Origin of the sequence: Pseudomonas sp. A1230 (assembly GCF_044218825.1) — a bacterium.
GTDB classification, from domain to species: domain Bacteria; phylum Pseudomonadota; class Gammaproteobacteria; order Pseudomonadales; family Pseudomonadaceae; genus Aquipseudomonas; species Aquipseudomonas iridis.
Window position 1 is genome coordinate 4,677,051 of record NZ_CP162582.1, and the last position, 18,456, is coordinate 4,695,506.

Consider the following 18,456-nt stretch of genomic DNA (forward strand, 5'->3'; position numbering starts at 1 on the left):
TTTCCTGGAGTTCTCATGAATCTACCGTTGATTCTCAACCTGCTGGTGTTCCTCGCCCTGCTCTTCGGTCTGGCGCAGACCCGCCACACTTCGTGGAGCCTGGCGAAAAAAGTCCTGCTCGCGCTGGCTCTCGGCGTGGCATTCGGCGTGGCGCTGCACAGTATTTACGGTGCCGGCAACCCGGTGCTGAAAGCTTCGATCGGCTGGTTCGATCTGGTCGGCAACGGCTACGTGCAGTTGCTGCAAATGATCGTCATCCCGCTGGTGTTCGCCTCGATCCTCAGCGCCGTGGCCCGGCTGCACAACGCATCATCGTTGGGCAAGATCAGCTTCCTGACCATCGGCACGCTGCTGTTCACCACCGCGATTGCGGCGCTGATCGGCATTGGCCTGACCAACCTGTTCGGCCTCACCGCCGAAGGTCTGGTCGCCGGCACGCAGGAAATGGCTCGCCTGCAAACCATTCAGACTGACTACGCCGGCAAGGTTGCCGACCTGAATGTGCCGCAACTGTTGCTGTCGTTCATCCCGCAAAACCCGTTCGCCGACCTGGCCCGGGCCAAGCCGACCTCGATCATCAGTGTGGTGATTTTCGCGGCGTTCCTGGGGGTTGCCGCACTGCAACTGCTCAAGGATGACGTCGAAAAAGGTCAAAAAGTGATCAACGCCATCGACACCCTGCAAGCCTGGGTGATGCGTCTGGTGCGTCTGGTGATGAAGCTGACCCCGTACGGCGTGCTCGCGCTGATGACCAAAGTCGTCGCCGGTTCCAACCTGCAAGACATCATCAAGCTCGGCAGCTTTGTCGTGGTGTCGTACCTCGGTCTGGGCCTGATGTTTGTCGTCCATGGCTTGCTGGTGTCGGCGGCCGGGATCAACCCGCTGCGTTTCTTCCGCAAGATCTGGCCGGTGCTGACGTTCGCGTTCACCAGCCGTTCCAGTGCAGCGAGCATTCCGCTGAGCATCGAGGCGCAGACCCGTCGTTTGGGTATTCCGCAGTCAATCGCCAGTTTCGCCGCTTCGTTCGGTGCGACTATCGGTCAAAACGGCTGCGCAGGTCTGTACCCCGCGATGTTGGCGGTGATGGTTGCGCCGACCGTGGGCATCAACCCGCTGGATCCGCTGTGGATCGCCACGCTGGTAGCGATTGTGACCCTGAGTTCGGCCGGTGTGGCGGGCGTAGGTGGCGGTGCGACGTTCGCAGCGTTGATCGTGCTGCCGGCGATGGGCTTGCCGGTGTCTTTGGTGGCGCTGCTGATTTCGGTTGAGCCGCTGATTGATATGGGGCGTACGGCGTTGAACGTGAGTGGTTCGATCACCGCTGGTGCGATTACCAGCCAGGTGATGCAGCAGACAGATAAAGAACTGCTGGATGCCGATGAGCATGCGCAGCTAGCTAGCTAGCCAGCAAGCTGCAAGCTGCAAGCCAAGAGCTGCAAGCCAAGAGCCAATCAGCTTTTACTTGCAGCTTTTAGCTTGTAGCTCAAAGCTGCTCTTTCTCCCAGACCTCGAAGTTGTACGCCGGCTTATCGCCCTCTGCCGGATTCGGCACATTCGACACCAGTGTCCACTGGCTCAAATCAAACTCCGGAAACCACGCATCGCCTTCCGGGCTCAGCGCCACACGGGTCAGGTACAGACGATCCGCCTGCGCCAGCCCTTGCGCATACAACTGCGCGCCGCCAATCAGCATCAACTCATCGACGCCCTGCGCTTTCGCCCACTCTTCGGCGCGAACCACGGCAGCCTCCAGCGACGGATAAACCTCCGCACCTTCGAGCACCAGACCGGCCTGACGGCTGACCACGATGTTCAACCGGCCCGGCAGCGGACGACCGAGGGAATCCCAGGTCTTGCGACCCATGATGATCGGCTTGCCGAGGGTCGTGGCCTTGAAGTATTTGAAGTCGCCCGGCAGGTGCCAGGGCATGCTGTTGTCGACGCCGATCACACGGTTTTCACCGAGGGCTGCGATCAGGCTGAGGGGGAGTGATTTAGTCATGTCGGCGAGGATACCAGAGCCTCGCTTACCCCGATAAGCGCCACAGCGGTTATGCTCTCGACTCAATTGAGCGACGGAATGGCGCGTGACTGAACTGACTCCACTGCAAAACCTCTGGCTGACCGAAACCGTGCGCCTGCGCGAAGAACATGCAGGCCCTCTGGATGATCTGGAAGCCAATCGCCTGGCCCGCGCGGCCGGCGGCGATCTGCCGAGCCGCATTCAACGCCGCGCCTTGTGGCTGGCTGAGCGTGACGGGCTGACGGCCGCACTTAAACACTGGCTGCAAGGCGCACGTCTGGCGTTGGTGTTGCTGATGATACTGGCGATGTTGAGTGGCGCCGGTCTGGCGTTCGCCGCGCTGGGCCAGACGCCGGTCAATGTGTTCTGGGCCTTGGGCAGCCTGCTCGGGCTGAACCTGATTCTGCTGCTGAGCTGGGCACTGGGGCTGATTTTTGCCGGCGAACATGGCGCCACCCTCGGGCGACTGTGGTTGTGGCTGAGCGAAAAACTCGCCCGCGACGCCAAAGCCGCCCAACTGGCGCCGGCCCTGCTGTTGATGCTGCAGCGCAAGAAACTCAATCGCTGGGCGCTCGGTGCGCTAGTCAATGGCCTGTGGTTGCTGGTAATGCTCAGCGCGTTGGTTCTGCTGCTGACGCTGATGGCGACGCGGCGTTACGGCTTCGTCTGGGAAACAACCATTCTCAGCGCCGATACCTTCATTCACGTCACCCAGGCCCTCGGTCATCTGCCATCGTTGCTGGGGTTCAACGTGCCGACCGTGGACATGATCCGCGCCAGCGGCGACGGTGCTCTCGATATCGAAAGTGCCCGTCAGGCCTGGGCGACATGGCTGGTCGGCGTGCTGGTGGTCTATGGCGTGCTCCCGCGCTTGATGTTGGCGCTGTTGTGCTTCTGGCGCTGGAACAGCGGCAAAGCGGCACTGCGCCTGGACCTAAACCTGCCCGGCTACGCCCAACTGCGCGAACGCCTGATGCCAAGCAGTGAGCGCCTCGGTGTCAACGATCCGGAGCCCCCGCAGATGCATCGCGTCGAAAGCGGTGTCAGCGAACACGCCAGCGAAGGCGCGTTGCTGGTCGCGATCGAACTCGACGAACAACGCCCATGGCCGCCCGCGCTGCCGAAAAACGTCAGCAACGCCGGCATTCTCGACAGCCGCGAGTCGCGGCATAAGCTCCTCGAACAACTCAGCCGTTTTCCACCGGCGCGACTGGCCATCGCCTGCGACCCACAGCGCTCGCCGGATCGCGGCAGCCTTGCGCTGATCGCCGAACTGGCGCGCAGCGCTGGCGAAACGCGCGTGTGGCTACTACAACCGCCGCCCGGTGCAGCGCTGGATGCCGAACGTCTCGGCGACTGGCACATCGCGCTGCAACAGCTTGAGCTGGAGTTTGCCGACAGCGCGCCGCTGAACTGGCTGGAGACTGGACATGACTGACGCCCGCAAAGCCCCGCTGAAACTGGCAGTGGTCGGCCACACCAACGTCGGCAAGACGTCGCTGTTGCGCACGCTGACCCGCGATGTCGGCTTCGGCGAAGTCTCCCATCGACCAAGCACCACACGGCATGTCGAGGGCGCGCGGCTGTCGGTGGACGGCGAGCCGCTGCTCGATCTCTACGACACGCCGGGGCTGGAAGACGCCATCGCCCTGCTGGACTTTCTCGAACGTCTGGAGCGCCCCGGCGAACGCCTTGATGGCCCGGCGCGGCTGGCGCGGTTTCTCGACGGCAGCGAGGCACGCCAGCGCTTCGAGCAAGAGGCCAAGGTGCTGCGACAACTGCTCGCCTCGGATGCCGGTTTGTATGTGATCGACGCCCGCGAACCGGTGTTGGCCAAGTATCGCGATGAGCTGGAAGTGCTGGCCAGTTGCGGCAAGCCGCTGCTGCCGGTACTCAATTTCGTCAGCAGTGCCAGCCATCGCGAGCCGGATTGGCGCGAGGCGCTGGCGCGACTGGGTCTGCATGCGCTGGTGCGTTTCGACAGCGTCGCGCCGCCGGAGGATGGCGAGCGGCGACTGTATGAAAGCCTCGCGCTGCTGCTGGAAAATGCGCGGCCACAACTGGAGCGGTTGATTGCTGATCAACAGGCACAGCGCCTCGCCCGTCAGCAAAGTGCAGCGCGACTGATCGCCGAATTGCTGATCGACTGCGCCGCGTGCCGACGCAGCGTGGTCAGTGAAGCCGAGCAGGAACAGCAAGCCATCAGCGAATTGCGCAAGGCTGTGCGTCAACGCGAACAGAAGTGCGTCGAGGCGTTGCTCAAGCTGTATGCGTTTCGCCCGCAGGATGCGGCGGCCAGTGATTTGCCGTTGCTGGACGGGCGCTGGGGCGATGACCTGTTCAATCCCGAGACGCTGAAGCAACTCGGTGTACGGGTTGGCGGCGGGATCGCAGCGGGCGCGGCGGCGGGGGCTGGCGTGGATTTGCTGGTCGGCGGGATTACCCTCGGTGCAGCAGCGCTGGCCGGTGCGATTGCGGGTGGCGCGCTGCAAACGGCGCGCAGTTATGGCAGTCGTTTGCTCGGCAAGATCAAAGGGCAACGGGAGTTGACCGTGGACGATGGGGTGTTGCGGTTGTTGGCGTTGCGGCAGCGGCAATTGCTGCTGGCACTTGATCAGCGCGGGCATGCAGCGATGGACGCGGTTCAGGTGGCCACACCGCAGGACAAGACCTGGCGTGAAGGCAAGTTGCCCGAGGCGCTGAGCAAGGCGCGGGCGCATCCACAGTGGTCATCGCTCAATCCGCACGCGAAGTTGAATCAGGCTGAGCGGCAGGAGCAGATTGAGTCTCTGGCCACAGATTTGTAGCGCTTGATCTGGCGCCATCGCTGGCAAGCCAGCTCTCACAGGGTTCTTCAGTGAGTACAGGTTCTGTGAACACCACAAATGCCTGTGGGAGCTGGCTTGCCAGCGATGGTAGCCCCTCTGTTCAAAGCTTTAAGCAGCCAGTAAACGCGCCGCTTTCTCCTTCAGTACCCCAAGGTCCATCACCGGCACCGCCCTCTCCTTCGCCAACTCATCCCACTGCCGCATGCGCAAACTCACCGCACACAACGGATCCCGTTCAAATTCCTCAGCTTCGGCCTCGGTCATCACCCCGCCCTGATACTCCAGCGTGCGCCGACTCGCTTCACTCAACCGCTCGAAATACCCAGGCTCGCGCAACGTCAGGTAACGCTTGGCCTGCACGTGATACTCCACCAGCCGCGCCATGCGTTCGCTGAATCCGGCCTCACGTAAATAATCCGCCCCGAGCCGTTCGTGGCTGACCACGCCATAACCGCCCATGTTCTCCGCGCCCTCGGCACACAAATGGCCGATGTCATGAAAGAACGCCGCCAGCACCACTTCGTCGTCGAAGCCCTCGGCGATAGCCAGTTCGGCCGCCTGGGACATGTGCTCGATCTGCGACACCGGTTCGCCGATGTAATCACGGGTGCCGAAGCGCTCATACAACCCGAACACCCTCGCCACGATTTGCTCATGACCTGCCATCAAACTTCCTCCAGCAACTGCGCCACGTTGCGCTCGGCCATCGCCGGGCCAACGCTCATGCCGACGCCGGTGTGCATCAACGCCACACTCAAGCCCGGTGCCGGGCGCAGGAACGAAAACGGTCCCGGCCCCCGAGAACCATAGACGCCCTGCCAGCGTTCGACCACTTGCACCTTGCAGCCCAGGGTCTGTTCGGCCAGTTCAAGCATCCAGGTATCGACTTGTTCGGCGTTGAACGGTGAAGCATCGCTGCCGTAATGGTGCGAGTCGCCGATGATCAACTCGCCATACGGCGTCGGGCTGATCAGCAGGTGGATGCCGTTTTCGTGCAGGTGCGGTTGCTCACGCAGAATCTGCGCTTGTACCGCCGCCGCTTCCGGCAGATCGGCGAAGGCGCCGTAGTGCACGCAACTCAAACCCGTGAGCAACGCGTGTTGCAGATCAAGATCGATCTGCGGCCGGGCGCGAAGCATTTGCAGGCGACAGATTTGCGGGTCGAGCGCGGCAATCGGTTCGGCCAGTAACGTCTGATAATCGTGGCCCGAGCAGACGATGATCTGCTTGGCAGTGAACGTCCCGGCCGTGCTTTGCAGGCGTCCGGACTCGACATCGCGCACCAGCGTGGAGAAGTGAAATTCGACACCGAGGTCGCGGCGCAGATAATCGATCAGCGCCGGAATGGCTTCGCGCGAGTACAGCTGTTGGTCGTCCATCCCGTGTAACGCGGCGCGGTGGTGGCTGAACTGGCCGTTGTACAGATCGCGCAATGCAGCGCCGCGCAGCAAGTCGACGTTGTAACCGTGCTCCACTGCGCGGCTTGCGCAGAAGGCTTCGAGCAGATGCTCTTCGGCTTCGCTGCGGGCGAACAGGTACGAGCCGTTGCGCTTGATTTGCAGCCCGGCGAGTTGCGCCCAGTCCCCCCAGATGTCACGGCTTGCCTTGGCCAGTTCGAGCATTTGGCCGGGGGGTTGGCCGGTGACCAGTGCCTGGCCGAAGTTGCGCACCGAAGCGCCGAGTGGTGTGGCGCTGCGTTCGAATACGGCGACCTTGAGACCGCGTTTGGCGGCGGCGTAAGCGTGTGAGAGACCAAGGATACCGGCGCCGACGACCAGCAGGTCTTTGTGTTGTGTCATATGGAAATGTCCTGCATGAGAGACCGCTTTCGCGAGCAGGCTCGCTCCCACAGGGGACTTCTGGTGCCCACAGAATATGTGTTCACTGAAATGCAATGTGGGAGTGGCCCTGCCAGCCACCACAGGGAATTGTGTTGTGAACACGATCCAATGTGGGAGCGAGCCTGCTCGCGAAGGGTCCCTGTCAGTCGATAGAAATCTTACTTGGCGGCGACTTTCTCGGACTTGCCGTCGTAGCGCTTGCGCCACTCGGTCAGGATTTCGTCGCGTTTTTTCGAGGCCCAGGCGAAGTCGTTCTTGATCAGACGCTGCTCGTAGTCGGCCGGCAATTCGGTCTGCGGCTTGGCAATGCCCGGCTGCGCGAGGACGGCGAAGTTCTCTTTGTACAAGTCCATCGCTTCGGCGCTGGCGGAGAAGTCGGCGAGTTTCCTGGCTGCGTCTTCATGCGGGGTGCCTTTGATCACGGCGGTCGCTTCGATCTCCCAGCCCAGACCTTCCTTCGGCAGGATGATGTCCAGTGGCGCGCCCTGACGTTTCAACTGAACCGCCGGGTATTCAAAGGAAATGCCGATCGGGAATTCGCCGGCCGCTGCCAGTTTGCATGGCTTGGAACCGGAGTGAACGTACTGGCCGATGTTCTGGTGCAGACCGTCCATGTAGGCCCAGCCCTGTTTCTCGCCGAAGGTTTGCAGCCAGGCGCTGACGTCGAGGAAACCCGTGCCGGAGGAGGCCGGGTTAGGCATGACGATCTTGCCTTTGTACTCAGGCTTGGTCAGATCCTGCCAGCTCACTGGCTTGGTCAGACCCTGCTTTTCTGCCTCAATCGTGTTGAAGCAAATGGTCGCGGCCCAGACGTCCATACCGACCCAGGCTGGTGGGTTGGCGGCATCGCGGTAGTTCGCGCCGATCTTGCCCAGATCCTTTGGCGCGTAGCTTTGCAGCATGCCTTGCTGATCGAGGATCGCAAGGCTCGACGCCGCCAGCCCCCACACGGCGTCAGCCTGCGGACGGGCCTTTTCGGCCAGCAGTTTGGCGGTGATGATCCCGGTGGAGTCGCGCACCCACTTCATCTCCACGTCCGGGTTGGCTTTTTCGAAGGCTTCTTTGTAGGTCTTCAACTGTTCGGCTTCGAGGGCGGTGTACACCGTCAACTCGGTTTTTGCCGCGAAGGCATTCAGGCTGAAAGTAGCGAGCACAGCAGCGGCCAGGGCCATAGGCTTGAACATGATCGATTTCCTGTAGGTGAGTTGAACGTGTGAATCAGTGACCGGGCGCGGTTTGCCGCCAGGCCTGGGAGCGGCGCAACAAGCCGCGCGAAGCCCACGCCAGCAGCAAGGACACGCCCGCCGAGGTGAACAGAATCAGGGTCGACATCGCCGCCGCGCCGCCAACGTTGCCGGCGTCATCCATGTTCAGCACCGCCACCGCCGCGAGGATGGTGTCGGGGCTGTAGAGGAAGATCGCTGCGGACACAGTGGTCATCGCCGAGACGAACAGGTAGCGCACGATGTCCAGCAGCGCCGGCAGGCAAATCGGCACGGTCACGCGCAGGTAATGCCGATACAGCGGCGCCTTGAGCGACAGCGCGGCGGCTTCGAACTCGGCGTCGAGTTGGCGCAGCGCGGTGGTCGCGGTCATTTGTGCAGTGGTCAGATAGTGCGCAATGGTGCAGACGATCAGCAGCGTCATCGTCCCGTACAACACGTGCAGCGGATTGCCGGTGAGGTTGAAGAAAAAGACGTAACCCAGACCCAGCACCAGCCCCGGCACCGCCATCGGGATGAAACTCAGCATGCGCAACGCTAGGTTGAGGCCGCGCTGAGTGCGGGTCTTCTCCATCAGATAAGCGCCGGTGAAGATCAGCACGCTGCCGATCAGCGCCGTGCCCAACGCCATCTTCAAGCTGTTGCTGTAGGCCAGCCAGCCACCGCCGGCCGTCTCGTTGAACTGGTAGTGATTGAGCGACAGCGACAGGTTGTACGGCCAGAACTTCACCAAGGAGGAGAACACCGCCATGCCGAACACCAGGAGCAACGCGGCGCTGATCAACAGGACAATCGCCAGATAGCAGCTGTCGCGCAGTTTCGACGGTGCCGGTTTGAACACCTGAGCGCGACCACTCATGGAGTCGCCGTGACGGCGGCGCAGCCAGGCATCAACCCCGAAGCTGAACAGCGCCGGCACCAACAGCACCATGCCGATCAACGCGCCGCGACCGAATTGTTGCTGGCCGACCACCGCTTTGTAAGCTTCCAGCGCCAGCACCTGGTAGTCGCCACCCACCACCACCGGCACACCGAAGTCGGTGATGGTCAGGGTGAACACCAGACAGAACGCGGCGAACACAGCCTGACGCGTCGCCGGCCAGGTGATGCTGCGAAAGGCCTTGGCGGGACTGGCGCCCATACTCGACGCGGCATCGAACAAACGCGCATCGGCCAGCGACAAAGCCGAGAGCAAAATCATCAGCGCATGGGGAAAGGTGTAGATCACCTCACCCAGCACAATCCCCCAGAACCCGTAAATGTTGTCCGAGAGCAGCCCGCGCAACATGCCTTGGTTGCCGAACAGATAGACCAGCGCAATGCCCGGCAGCATCGACGGCGCCATCAGCGGCAGCAGGGAAATCCCGCGCCAGATGCCCTTCGCCGGTATCAATGTGCGTTGCAGTGCGTAGGCAAACAGGTAAGCCAGCGGTACGACGATGGCCGCAACACTGAGGGAAACTTTCAGGCTGTTGCCGAGCAGCCAGTGGAAATTCTCGCTGGTCACCAATTCCTTCGCCGCGACCCAGCCACCGCCCTGCCCGGCCTCGCTGCTGAAACCACGCCAGAAGATCGCCAGCAACGGCAGCAACACCGCAACGCCGAGCAATACCAGCAACAGCAGTTTGCCGCCGACGACAAAGATACGGTCGCCGATCTCGGCACGGGAGGTCTGCCGCACCTGCTTGTGCGGTAGCGGCAGCGCGAGATTGCTGTTCATCAGGCAAACACCTGCAGGCTGCGCGGCGGCAAGGCGACCATGATCTGCTGGGCGCCGAGGCGCGGCATGGCTTCCGGCGCCAGTTCGGCGAGCAGTGCGTGGCCTGGCAGTTGATCGAGTTCGAAGCTCATGCGGCAGCGGTTGCCGAGGAAGGTGATCTCACGGACTTTCGCCGGAAAGAGGTTCTCCTCATGCACCAGCGGATTGACGTTGATCGCTTCCGGGCGGCAGAACAAACGGCCCGACGCACGCTGGACGCTGCCGTCACTCAGGCGCAGGTTCATCCCGCCGACCTGAGCGTGGCTTTCGCTGCTGCGCTGGAACGGTAGCCAGTTGCCCTGACCGACAAACTCGGCCACGAACGGTGTGGCCGGGCGGTTATAGATTTCCTGCGGGGTGGCGTATTGCTCGACACGGCCGTTGTTCATCACCGCGATGCGATCCGCCATCAGCATGGCTTCGTCCTGATTGTGGGTGACCATCAGGGTGGTGATGCCTAGGTTGCGTTGCAGTTGGCGCAGTTCGGTGCACAGATGCTCGCGCACCCGGGCATCGAGGGCCGACATCGGTTCATCGAGCAGCAGCAACGACGGCGCCGGAGCCAAGGCGCGAGCGAGCGCGACGCGCTGTTGCTGACCGCCGGACAATTGGCCGGGGTACTTTTTCTCACTGCCGATGAGGCCGACCAGTTCCAGCATCTGAGCGACGCGACGGCGTACTTCCTCGCGACCACTGCCGGCGAGGCCGTAGGCAATGTTCGCCTCGACAGTCAGATTGGGGAACAGCGCGTAGGACTGGAACAGAATCCCGTAGTCGCGAGCTTGCGGGGCGAGGTGCGAGACGTCGCGGTCACCGAGATAGAGTTCGCCGCTGTCCTGCTTCTCCAGACCGGCGATGCAGCGCAGCAACGTGGTCTTGCCGCAGCCCGAGGGGCCGAGCAGACACACCAGTTCACCGGCGGCGACATCGAGGGAGACGTTATCCAGTGCGGTGAAAGCGCCGAAGCGCTTCTGCACGCTGCGCACTTTCATCGGCGCACCGGGGTTGGTCAGGGCAGTTGCAATGGCAGGATTCATGGACAGACCTCATCAAGCAGATGAGGCCAATCCTAGGGTTGTAATGCGTCCGTCATGTGGCAGTGAGGCAAAAACGGCCGATAGTGGTATTCAGGGATTTTGGTTCAGGTGATGGGGTGACCGATCTGGCGCCTTCGCGAGCAGGCTCGCTCCCACAGGGGACCGGGGTGTTCATATTGCCTCTGTCCACTGAAGGTCCAATGTGGGAGCGAGCCTGCTCGCGAAGAGGCCAGCTCACACAACGAAAATCTCAGGCCGGGGACATCTCTTGCGCCAACCCGAGAAACGCCGCCGGCAACCGCGCGCCCTTCCTCTCCTTCAGGCAATACAGGTACTCAGGAATCTGCGGCGCGTTCTCGATGGTCAGCACGCGCAACTGCGGATCGTGCGGTACTTCCTGCCGGGCAATGATGCTGATGCCGATATTGCGCAGCACCGCCTCGCGAATCGACTCACGGCTGCCTATCTCCAGCAATGGCCCGAAACTCACCCCGGCTCCGGCCAGCAACTCTTCGGTCAGCCGCCGTGTGGTCGAGCCCGACTCACGCATCAACAGCGTATGCCCGGCCAGCGCACTCAACGCCACATGCTCTTGCGCCGCCAACGGATGATTGCGATGCACCGCCAAGACCAGCGGATCAGTGCCCAGCACCCGGCGGATCAGCCGCGCGTCATCGAGCAACTGCGAGGACGCCGCGATATCCACGCGGTAATCCTCCAGCGCTTCGAGCACTTGCTGCGAGTTGCCGATTTCCACCGACACCTCCACCTGCGGCAAGCGCTCACGAAAGGTTTTCACCAGATCGAGGATGTAATACGGCGCGGTCGCCGCGATGCGCAGTGTGCCTTGCACCTGGCCGCTGTTGCGCAGGAAGAACTCGATGTCCGCCTCTTGCTGCAACAGCGTTTTGACCATCGGCAGCAACCGCGCGCCTTCGTCGCTGACGCTCAAACGCCGACCGCCACGGTAGAACAGCTCCACCGAATACTGGCTTTCCAGATTGCGGATCTGCGTGGTCACGGTCGGCTGGCTGAGGCCGAGTTTTTTCGCCGCCAGCGTGATGCTGCCCAAGCGGGCCACCATGTAAAACGCCTTCAGCTCGGCACTCAGCACAACCATCCCTCATCGTTTATTTGCGCAGCAGGCGCAAACCATTGAACACCACCAACAGACTCACGCCCATGTCGGCAAACACTGCCATCCACATGGTGGCGAGCCCGGCGAAGGTTACCCCAAGAAAGATAGCCTTGATCACCAGGGCCAACGCAATGTTCTGTTTCAGGATGCTGGCGGTATCGCGCGACAGGCTGATGAAGGCCGGAATCTTGCGCAGATCATCGTCCATCAGGGCGACATCGGCCGTCTCGATCGCCGTGTCGGTGCCCGCAGCGGCCATGGCAAAACCGATCTCGGCGCGAGCCAGCGCCGGGGCGTCGTTGATGCCGTCGCCGACCATGCCGACGCGATGACCCTGCTTGTACAGGTCTTCGATGGCTTGCAGTTTGTCGGTCGGCAGCAAATCACCGCGCGCTTCATCGATGCCAACCTGCGCCGCAATCGCCTGCGCGGTGTGGATGTTGTCGCCAGTCAGCATCAGGGTTTTCACGCCCAATGCATGCAACTGACGGATCGCCTCACGGCTGGTCTCTTTAACGGTATCGGCCACGGCAAAAAGCGCCAGCGGGCCAGACGTGTCGAGCAGCAGCACCACGGACTTGCCCTGTTTCTCCAGCGCGAACAGCTTTTCTTCCAATTGCGGCGAGCACAGGCCCAGCTCTTCGACCAGACGATGGTTGCCCAAGTGATAGGTCTGGCCGTTGATATCGCCCTTCACGCCCCGCCCGCCGAGCGCTTCGAAGTTATCCACATTCAGCACGGCGAAATTTTTATCCACAGCGGCATTGGCGATGGCCAGCGACACCGGGTGATCGGAACGCCCGGCCAATGCGGCGGCAATCGCCGGTGCCGTGGCATCGGCCGTCGGATCAAGGGACATGTAATCGGTCTGCACCGGTTTACCGTGGGTGATCGTCCCGGTTTTATCCAGCGCCAGATAGTCGAGCTTGAAACCGCCCTCCAGGTACACGCCACCCTTGACCAGAATGCCTTTGCGCGCCGCTGCCGCGAGGCCGCTGACGATGGTCACCGGGGTGGAAATTACCAATGCACATGGGCACGCCACCACCAACAACACCAGCGCGCGGTAGATCCAGTCGAACCACACAGCGCCCATGAACAGCGGCGGAATGATCGCGACCGCCAGCGCAAAGACGAACACCACCGGGGTGTAGATTTTCGAGAATTGATCGACGAAGCGCTGAGTCGGTGCGCGAGCGCCTTGGGCTTGCTCGACGGCGTGAATGATCCGCGCCAGGGTCGAGTTGTTTGCCGCAGCGGTCACTGCGTATTCCAGCGAACCTGCCTGGTTGATGGTGCCGGCGAAGACTTTGTCGCCGATGGTTTTCTCCACCGGCAGGCTCTCGCCAGTGATCGGCGCCTGATCGATGGTCGAACTGCCGCTGACGACTTCACCGTCCAGCGCAATACGCTCACCGGGTTTAACCCGCACGCGGGCGCCGAGTTCGACGCTTTTCACTTCCTGTTCGAGCCAGGTGCCGTCAGCCTGCTGCACGGTCGCCTGTTCCGGGGTCATCTGCATCAGGCCGCTGATCGCGTTACGCGCTCGATCCAGCGAGCGGGCCTCAATCAACTCGGCCACGGTGAACAGGAACATCACCATCGCCGCTTCCGGCCACTGACCGATAAGAATCGCACCGGTGACGGCAATGCTCATCAGCGCATTGATGTTGAGGTTGAAGTTCTTCAGGGCGATCCAGCCCTTTTTGTAGGTGGTCAGGCCACCGCTGAGGATCGAAATCAACGCGATGATCGCCACCACCCAATTGGGTGCGGCGTTGGTGAAGTGGATGACTTCAGCCGCCAATGCGCCAACGCCCGAAAGAGCCAGCGGCCACCAGTGTTTTTTCACCGGAGCCGGCGCCGGCGCTTCGACGCCCGCCTCCAGCGGCTCGGCGTGCATGCCGATGGATTTGATCGCATCGATGATCGGCGCGGTGTCCGGCAGATTGTGGGTCACGCCGAGCACGCGGTTGATCAGGTTGAATTCCAGTTGCTCAACGCCAGCGAGTTTGCCGAGCTTGTTCTGAATCAGAGTCTGCTCGGTCGGGCAGTCCATCGCCTCGATGCGGAAACTGCTCAGCCGGGCATCGGCACTGGTCTTTTCGCTGAGCTGCACCAACGCAGGCGCAGCCGTTTTCGACCCGCAGCAGGAATCGCCGCCATGGGCATGTTTATGCACAGGCTGCAGTTTATGACTGTGATCGTGCCCGTCGCCGGGCTTGTGGGTGTGCTGGGAATCGCTCATCGGGTCGCGTCCATGAAGGTGCCTGTTGCCAAGTAAAGACCCTGTAGCCACTATAGGGTCAAGCACCCTTTTGGAGATTGCCGTCATGAAGATCGGAGAACTGGCCAGACTGACCGATTGCGCCGTGGAAACCATCCGCTACTACGAACGTGAAAGCCTGCTGCCGGAACCGGCCCGCAGCGAAGGCAACTACCGCGTCTACACCCAGGCCCACGCCGAAAGACTGACCTTCATCCGCAACTGCCGCACCCTCGACATGACCCTCGAAGAGATCCGCAGCCTGCTCGCCTTGCGCGACAGCCCGCAGGATCAATGCGAAAGCGTCAATGCGCTGATCGACGAACATATCCAGCACGTGAAGGCGCGGATTGATGGATTGCTGGCATTACAGACGCAACTGCTCGACCTGCGCCAACGTTGTGGCGAAGGGCCGATGGCGGATCAGTGCGGGATTTTGCAGCGACTGGAAGTGAGTGGCGGGGTTGTGGCGACGGAAGTTGAGCATTCCCACGTGGGCCGTAGTCACGGCCATTGAAAACACCGAATATCCCTGTGGGAGCTGGCTTGCCAGCGATAGCGGTCTGTCAGCCACATTAATGTTAAATGTGCCGCCGCAATCGCTGGCAAGCCAGCTCCCACAGGTTTAATGGCAGACCTTCAGACCGCCATCGGCGCAGTCATTGGCGCGTGGTGCTCGTAGCCTTCCAGCGAGAAATCGCTCGGTTCGACCAGTTCCAGCCATTCAGGCTGATACACACCGGTCTTGGCAAACTCCGGCACGCGATCCGAGATTTTCAGCTTCGGCATGGCGAACGGCTCGCGCTTGAGCTGTTCGTTGAGCATGTCCAGGTGGTTTTCGTAGACGTGCGCATCACCGATGAAATAGGTGAACCAGCGTGGCGTGTAACCGGTCAGGCGACCGATCAGGCTCAGCAGCGCGGCACCTTCGGTCAGGTTGAACGGTGTGCCCAGACCCAGATCGTTGGAGCGGATGTAGAGGGTCAGAGAAATCTCTTTGGTCTCGACATTCGGGTGGAACTGGTACAGCAGATGGCACGGCGGCAAGGCCATTTCATCAAGCTGAGCAACGTTCCAGCCGTGGAACAGAATGCGGCGACTGCCCGGATCATTGATGATCGTGTCGACGCACTGGCGCACCTGATCGATGGCTTTGTACAGGACCACATAGGCCTGACCGTCTTCTTCGCCCTGAGCGATTTGCTTGTAGCCGTTGCTCAAGGTTTGTTCGATGGCGGCGGTGTTGCTCAGCGGAATCTGCTTGTACGCGGGCCATTTGCGCCATTGCACGCCGTAGATTTCGCCGAGGTCGTCGTCGCCCTGACGGAACGGGTTGGCCAGCCACTGCGCGTTTTCGTTGGCGTTCTGATCCCAGACCTTGCAGCCCAGCGCGCGGAATTCAGCCGCGTTGTTCACGCCACGCAGAAACCCGCACATCTCGCCGATCGCCGATTTGAAGGCCATCTTGCGCGTGGTGATCGCCGGGAAACCTTCCTGCAGATCGAAACGCAGCATCGCCCCCGGAAAACTGATGGTGTTGATGCCGGTACGGTTGGCCTGCTTGGTGCCGTTCTGAATGACGTGCGAGACCAGTTCGAGATATTGCTTCATGAATTACCTGTGTCCTTTGAGCCCCGGCGTCGCGCGCCGGGGTTCGTAGTTTAAGCCGTCGGAGCGAGTGGTGCTGCCGGCGCGCGACGATAGGCCAGCCAGATCAGGAACAACCCGCCGACGATCATCGGTACGCACAGCACCTGGCCCATGGTCAGCCAGTTCCAGGCCAGATAGCCCAACTGGGCGTCCGGTACGCGGACGAACTCGACGATGAACCGGAAGATCCCGTAGAACAGCGCGAACATACCCGATACGGCCATGGTCGGACGCGGTTTGCGCGAGAACAGCCACAGGATCAGGAACAGCGCCACGCCTTCGAGCGCGAACTGATACAGCTGCGACGGGTGACGCGGCAATTGTGCCGGGTCGCTGAACGGCGGGAAGACCATGGCCCACGGCACGTCGGTCGCCTTGCCCCACAGTTCGGCGTTGATGAAGTTACCGATACGCCCGGCGCCAAGACCGATCGGCACCATCGGCGCGACGAAGTCCATCAGCTGGAAGAACGACTTGCCATTGCGCTTGCCGAACCACAAGGCCGCAAGCATTACGCCGATGAAACCGCCGTGGAACGACATGCCGCCCTTCCACACTTCGAAAATCAGCATCGGGTTGGCGAGGTACGCGCTCAGGTCGTAGAACAGCACATAGCCCAGACGTCCGCCAACAATGACGCCCATCGACAGCCAGAAGATCAGATCGGAGAGCTTCTCTTTGGACCACGTCGGGTCGAAGCGGTTGAGCCGGCGCGACGCCAGCAGCCACGCACCGCCAATGCCGATCAGGTACATCAGACCGTACCAGTGGATTTTCAGCGGACCGATGGCCAGGGCCACCGGGTCGATCTGCGGGTAAGGCAGCATTGCGACTCCTCGTTAGAGTTGAAAGCAGAATTCCCGGGCGACGCTGCCACCTCAGGATTAAGCCAGGATTGCCACGCGGTCAAAGCAGAAAGCTTAATCCCACGCAGAACAGCAAAGCGGCGAACAGTCTTTTCAGCAACTTCGCCGACAACCGATGGGCCAGCCGCGCGCCAAAACGCGCGAAGACCATGCTGGTCAGGGCAATGCCCAGCAGCGCCGGCAAATAGATAAAACCGAGACTATGGGCCGGCAACCGCGCATCGTGCCACCCCAAAATCATGAAACTTAAAGCACTGACCAGCGCAATCGGCAGCCCGCAGGCCGACGACGTGGCGACCGCTTGTTGCATCGGTACGCTGCGCCAGGTCAAAAACGGCACGGTCAGCGAGCCACCACCGACGCCGAAAATCGCCGAGGCCCAACCTATCACGCTGCCGGCCGCCGCCAGCGCAGCCTTGCCAGGCACCGTGCGGCTGGCCTTGGGTTTGACGTCCAGCGCGAGTTGCAACGCAATCGCCAAGGCAAACACGCCAATGATTTTCTGCAGGTTCGGACCGGAAATGGCTTCGGCAGTCAGGGCGCCCAAACCAGCACCGATCAGGATCCCGACCGCCATCCAGACAAAAATCGGCCACTGCACCGCGCCTCGTCGATGATGCTCACGCACGGCATTGACCGAGGTGAAGATGATCGTCGCCAGCGAAGTACCGACCGCCAGATGCGTGAGGATCGACGGATCAAAGCCCTGCAAGGTGAAACTGAACACCAGCACCGGGACAATGATGATCCCGCCGCCAACCCCGAACAGCCCGGCCAACACGCCCGCACAGGCGCCCAGCGCCAGATAAAGCAGAAATTCCATGACCGTCTCCCTGACGCATCCGCAAAACCGGAGCGGCATGGTAACGGATGCACACCCTTCGGCTCCACTTGCGATGGATGCGCGGACGCCGGATGCGTAGAGTGAGCAAAAAACACACAAGGACCACCTTATGTGCCTGATCGTTTTCGCCTGGCGCCCGGACCATGCTCAACCGCTGATCGTCGCAGCCAACCGTGACGAGTTCTACGCCCGCCCGAGCCTGCCGCTGGCGCAATGGCCGGAGGCGCCACACGTGCATGCCGGGCGTGATCTCGAGGCCGGGGGCTCCTGGCTGGGGATCGGCGCCAATGGGCGCTTCGCCGCATTGACCAATATTCGTGACCCGCATCAGCCACCGGCGCGTAAATCGCGGGGAGAGCTGGTGGCCGGGTTTCTCACGGGGGATCAGTCGCTGGAGGATTATCTGGCTGACGTGGTCGACCGCTCGCCGGACTACGCGGGTTTCAACCTGCTGCTCGGCAACCACCATGAACTGTGGCACTTCAATGCGCGGATGTCCGAGCCGGTGATGCTGGAGTCCGGGGTCTACGGACTATCCAATGCCGGGCTAGATACGCCGTGGCCGAAGTTGCTCAAGGCCAAGGCAGCGTTGAGCGCAGTGCTGGAGGATCCGACGCCTGCGCGGTTGCTGGAGCTGCTTGGCGATGCGCAGACGGCGCCGTTTGCCGAGTTGCCGGATACCGGCGTGGGGCTTGCGACTGAATCACTGCTGTCGAGTGTGTTTATTGCCAGCCAGAGTTACGGGACGCGGGCGAGTACAGCGCTGATTGTGCAGGCGGATGGGACGCGGCGGATGGTGGAGCGCAGTTTTGGGCCGTATGGCGGGCATCTGGGCGAGGTGGAGATTTTGATTTAGGCGGCGTCTGGCCTGACGCCATCGCTGGCAAGCCAGCTCCCACAGGTTTCTTGGGTGCTCACAGATGTCGTGTTCACTGAAGATCCCTGTGGGAGCTGGCTTGCCAGAGATGAGGCCATTGGCCT

The 18,456-nt window shown here is 61.7% G+C and carries 16 protein-coding genes; 5 read left to right on the forward strand and 11 right to left on the reverse strand.

Going from position 1 to position 18,456, the window contains the following annotated elements; all coding sequences use genetic code 11:
• Window positions 1-15: 15 nt before the first annotated feature.
• On the forward strand, window positions 16-1,404 hold the full coding sequence (locus AB4P97_RS21925; RefSeq protein WP_042561580.1) for an L-cystine transporter: 1,389 nt from the start codon (window positions 16-18) through the stop codon (window positions 1,402-1,404).
• A 79-nt stretch (window positions 1,405-1,483) separates the two neighbouring features.
• On the opposite strand, the gene AB4P97_RS21930 is transcribed toward AB4P97_RS21925, so the two are convergent.
• Window positions 1,484-2,002, reverse strand: a complete 519-nt coding sequence (locus AB4P97_RS21930) for a dihydrofolate reductase (RefSeq protein ID WP_200617163.1) — start codon at window positions 2,000-2,002, stop codon at window positions 1,484-1,486.
• A gap of 85 nt (window positions 2,003-2,087) precedes the next feature.
• On the opposite strand from AB4P97_RS21930, the gene AB4P97_RS21935 reads away from it, so the two are divergent.
• Both AB4P97_RS21935 and AB4P97_RS21940 read left to right on the forward strand, forming a co-directional pair.
• On the forward strand, window positions 2,088-3,461 hold the full coding sequence (locus tag AB4P97_RS21935) for a DUF2868 domain-containing protein (protein ID WP_395601615.1): 1,374 nt from the start codon (window positions 2,088-2,090) through the stop codon (window positions 3,459-3,461).
• Window positions 3,454-4,830: a GTPase/DUF3482 domain-containing protein gene (locus AB4P97_RS21940; protein WP_395601616.1), complete on the forward strand. Its 1,377-nt coding sequence runs from the start codon at window positions 3,454-3,456 to the stop codon at window positions 4,828-4,830. The genes AB4P97_RS21935 and AB4P97_RS21940 overlap by 8 nt, the downstream gene beginning before the upstream one ends.
• A 129-nt stretch (window positions 4,831-4,959) precedes the next feature.
• On the opposite strand, the gene AB4P97_RS21945 is transcribed toward AB4P97_RS21940, so the two are convergent.
• The 7 genes from AB4P97_RS21945 to AB4P97_RS21975 form a co-directional block, all read right to left on the reverse strand.
• Window positions 4,960-5,517 (reverse strand): phosphonate degradation HD-domain oxygenase, encoded by a 558-nt coding sequence (locus AB4P97_RS21945; protein WP_395601617.1) that lies wholly within the window; start codon window positions 5,515-5,517, stop codon window positions 4,960-4,962.
• Complete coding sequence (locus tag AB4P97_RS21950) at window positions 5,517-6,650, reverse strand: TIGR03364 family FAD-dependent oxidoreductase (RefSeq protein WP_395597928.1); 1,134 nt, start codon at window positions 6,648-6,650, stop codon at window positions 5,517-5,519. Before AB4P97_RS21950 ends, AB4P97_RS21945 begins: the two co-directional genes overlap by 1 nt.
• A gap of 200 nt (window positions 6,651-6,850) precedes the next feature.
• A complete protein-coding gene (locus AB4P97_RS21955; protein WP_395601618.1) occupies window positions 6,851-7,876 on the reverse strand; it encodes a putative 2-aminoethylphosphonate ABC transporter substrate-binding protein in 1,026 nt (341 codons plus the stop codon).
• 34 nt (window positions 7,877-7,910) lie between these two features.
• Complete coding sequence (locus AB4P97_RS21960) at window positions 7,911-9,635, reverse strand: putative 2-aminoethylphosphonate ABC transporter permease subunit (RefSeq protein WP_047304003.1); 1,725 nt, start codon at window positions 9,633-9,635, stop codon at window positions 7,911-7,913.
• Window positions 9,635-10,711, reverse strand: coding sequence for a putative 2-aminoethylphosphonate ABC transporter ATP-binding protein (locus AB4P97_RS21965; protein WP_042561588.1), 1,077 nt, complete (start codon window positions 10,709-10,711; stop codon window positions 9,635-9,637). The genes AB4P97_RS21960 and AB4P97_RS21965 overlap by 1 nt, the downstream gene beginning before the upstream one ends.
• 250 nt (window positions 10,712-10,961) lie before the next feature.
• Window positions 10,962-11,825, reverse strand: coding sequence for a LysR family transcriptional regulator (locus AB4P97_RS21970; protein ID WP_042562237.1), 864 nt, complete (start codon window positions 11,823-11,825; stop codon window positions 10,962-10,964).
• Between the two features lie 16 nt (window positions 11,826-11,841).
• Entirely contained in the window at window positions 11,842-14,097 is a 2,256-nt protein-coding gene (locus AB4P97_RS21975) for a heavy metal translocating P-type ATPase (RefSeq protein ID WP_395601619.1), read from the reverse strand.
• 85 nt (window positions 14,098-14,182) lie between these two features.
• On the opposite strand from AB4P97_RS21975, the gene cadR reads away from it, so the two are divergent.
• Entirely contained in the window at window positions 14,183-14,632 is a 450-nt protein-coding gene (cadR, locus tag AB4P97_RS21980; protein WP_047304007.1) for a Cd(II)/Pb(II)-responsive transcriptional regulator, read from the forward strand.
• 122 nt (window positions 14,633-14,754) lie between these two features.
• On the opposite strand, the gene AB4P97_RS21985 is transcribed toward cadR, so the two are convergent.
• The 3 genes from AB4P97_RS21985 to AB4P97_RS21995 form a co-directional block, all read right to left on the reverse strand.
• Window positions 14,755-15,726 carry a thymidylate synthase gene (locus tag AB4P97_RS21985; protein WP_034153704.1) on the reverse strand — a complete coding sequence of 324 codons (972 nt, stop codon included), beginning with the start codon at window positions 15,724-15,726 and terminating at the stop codon, window positions 14,755-14,757.
• A gap of 50 nt (window positions 15,727-15,776) precedes the next feature.
• A complete protein-coding gene (lgt, locus tag AB4P97_RS21990; RefSeq protein WP_042561612.1) occupies window positions 15,777-16,592 on the reverse strand; it encodes a prolipoprotein diacylglyceryl transferase in 816 nt (271 codons plus the stop codon).
• 79 nt (window positions 16,593-16,671) lie between these two features.
• Window positions 16,672-17,454, reverse strand: a complete 783-nt coding sequence (locus AB4P97_RS21995; RefSeq protein WP_047304010.1) for a sulfite exporter TauE/SafE family protein — start codon at window positions 17,452-17,454, stop codon at window positions 16,672-16,674.
• Between the two features lie 130 nt (window positions 17,455-17,584).
• On the opposite strand from AB4P97_RS21995, the gene AB4P97_RS22000 reads away from it, so the two are divergent.
• Complete coding sequence (locus AB4P97_RS22000; protein WP_115147088.1) at window positions 17,585-18,331, forward strand: NRDE family protein; 747 nt, start codon at window positions 17,585-17,587, stop codon at window positions 18,329-18,331.
• The last annotated feature ends 125 nt before the right edge of the window (window positions 18,332-18,456 follow it).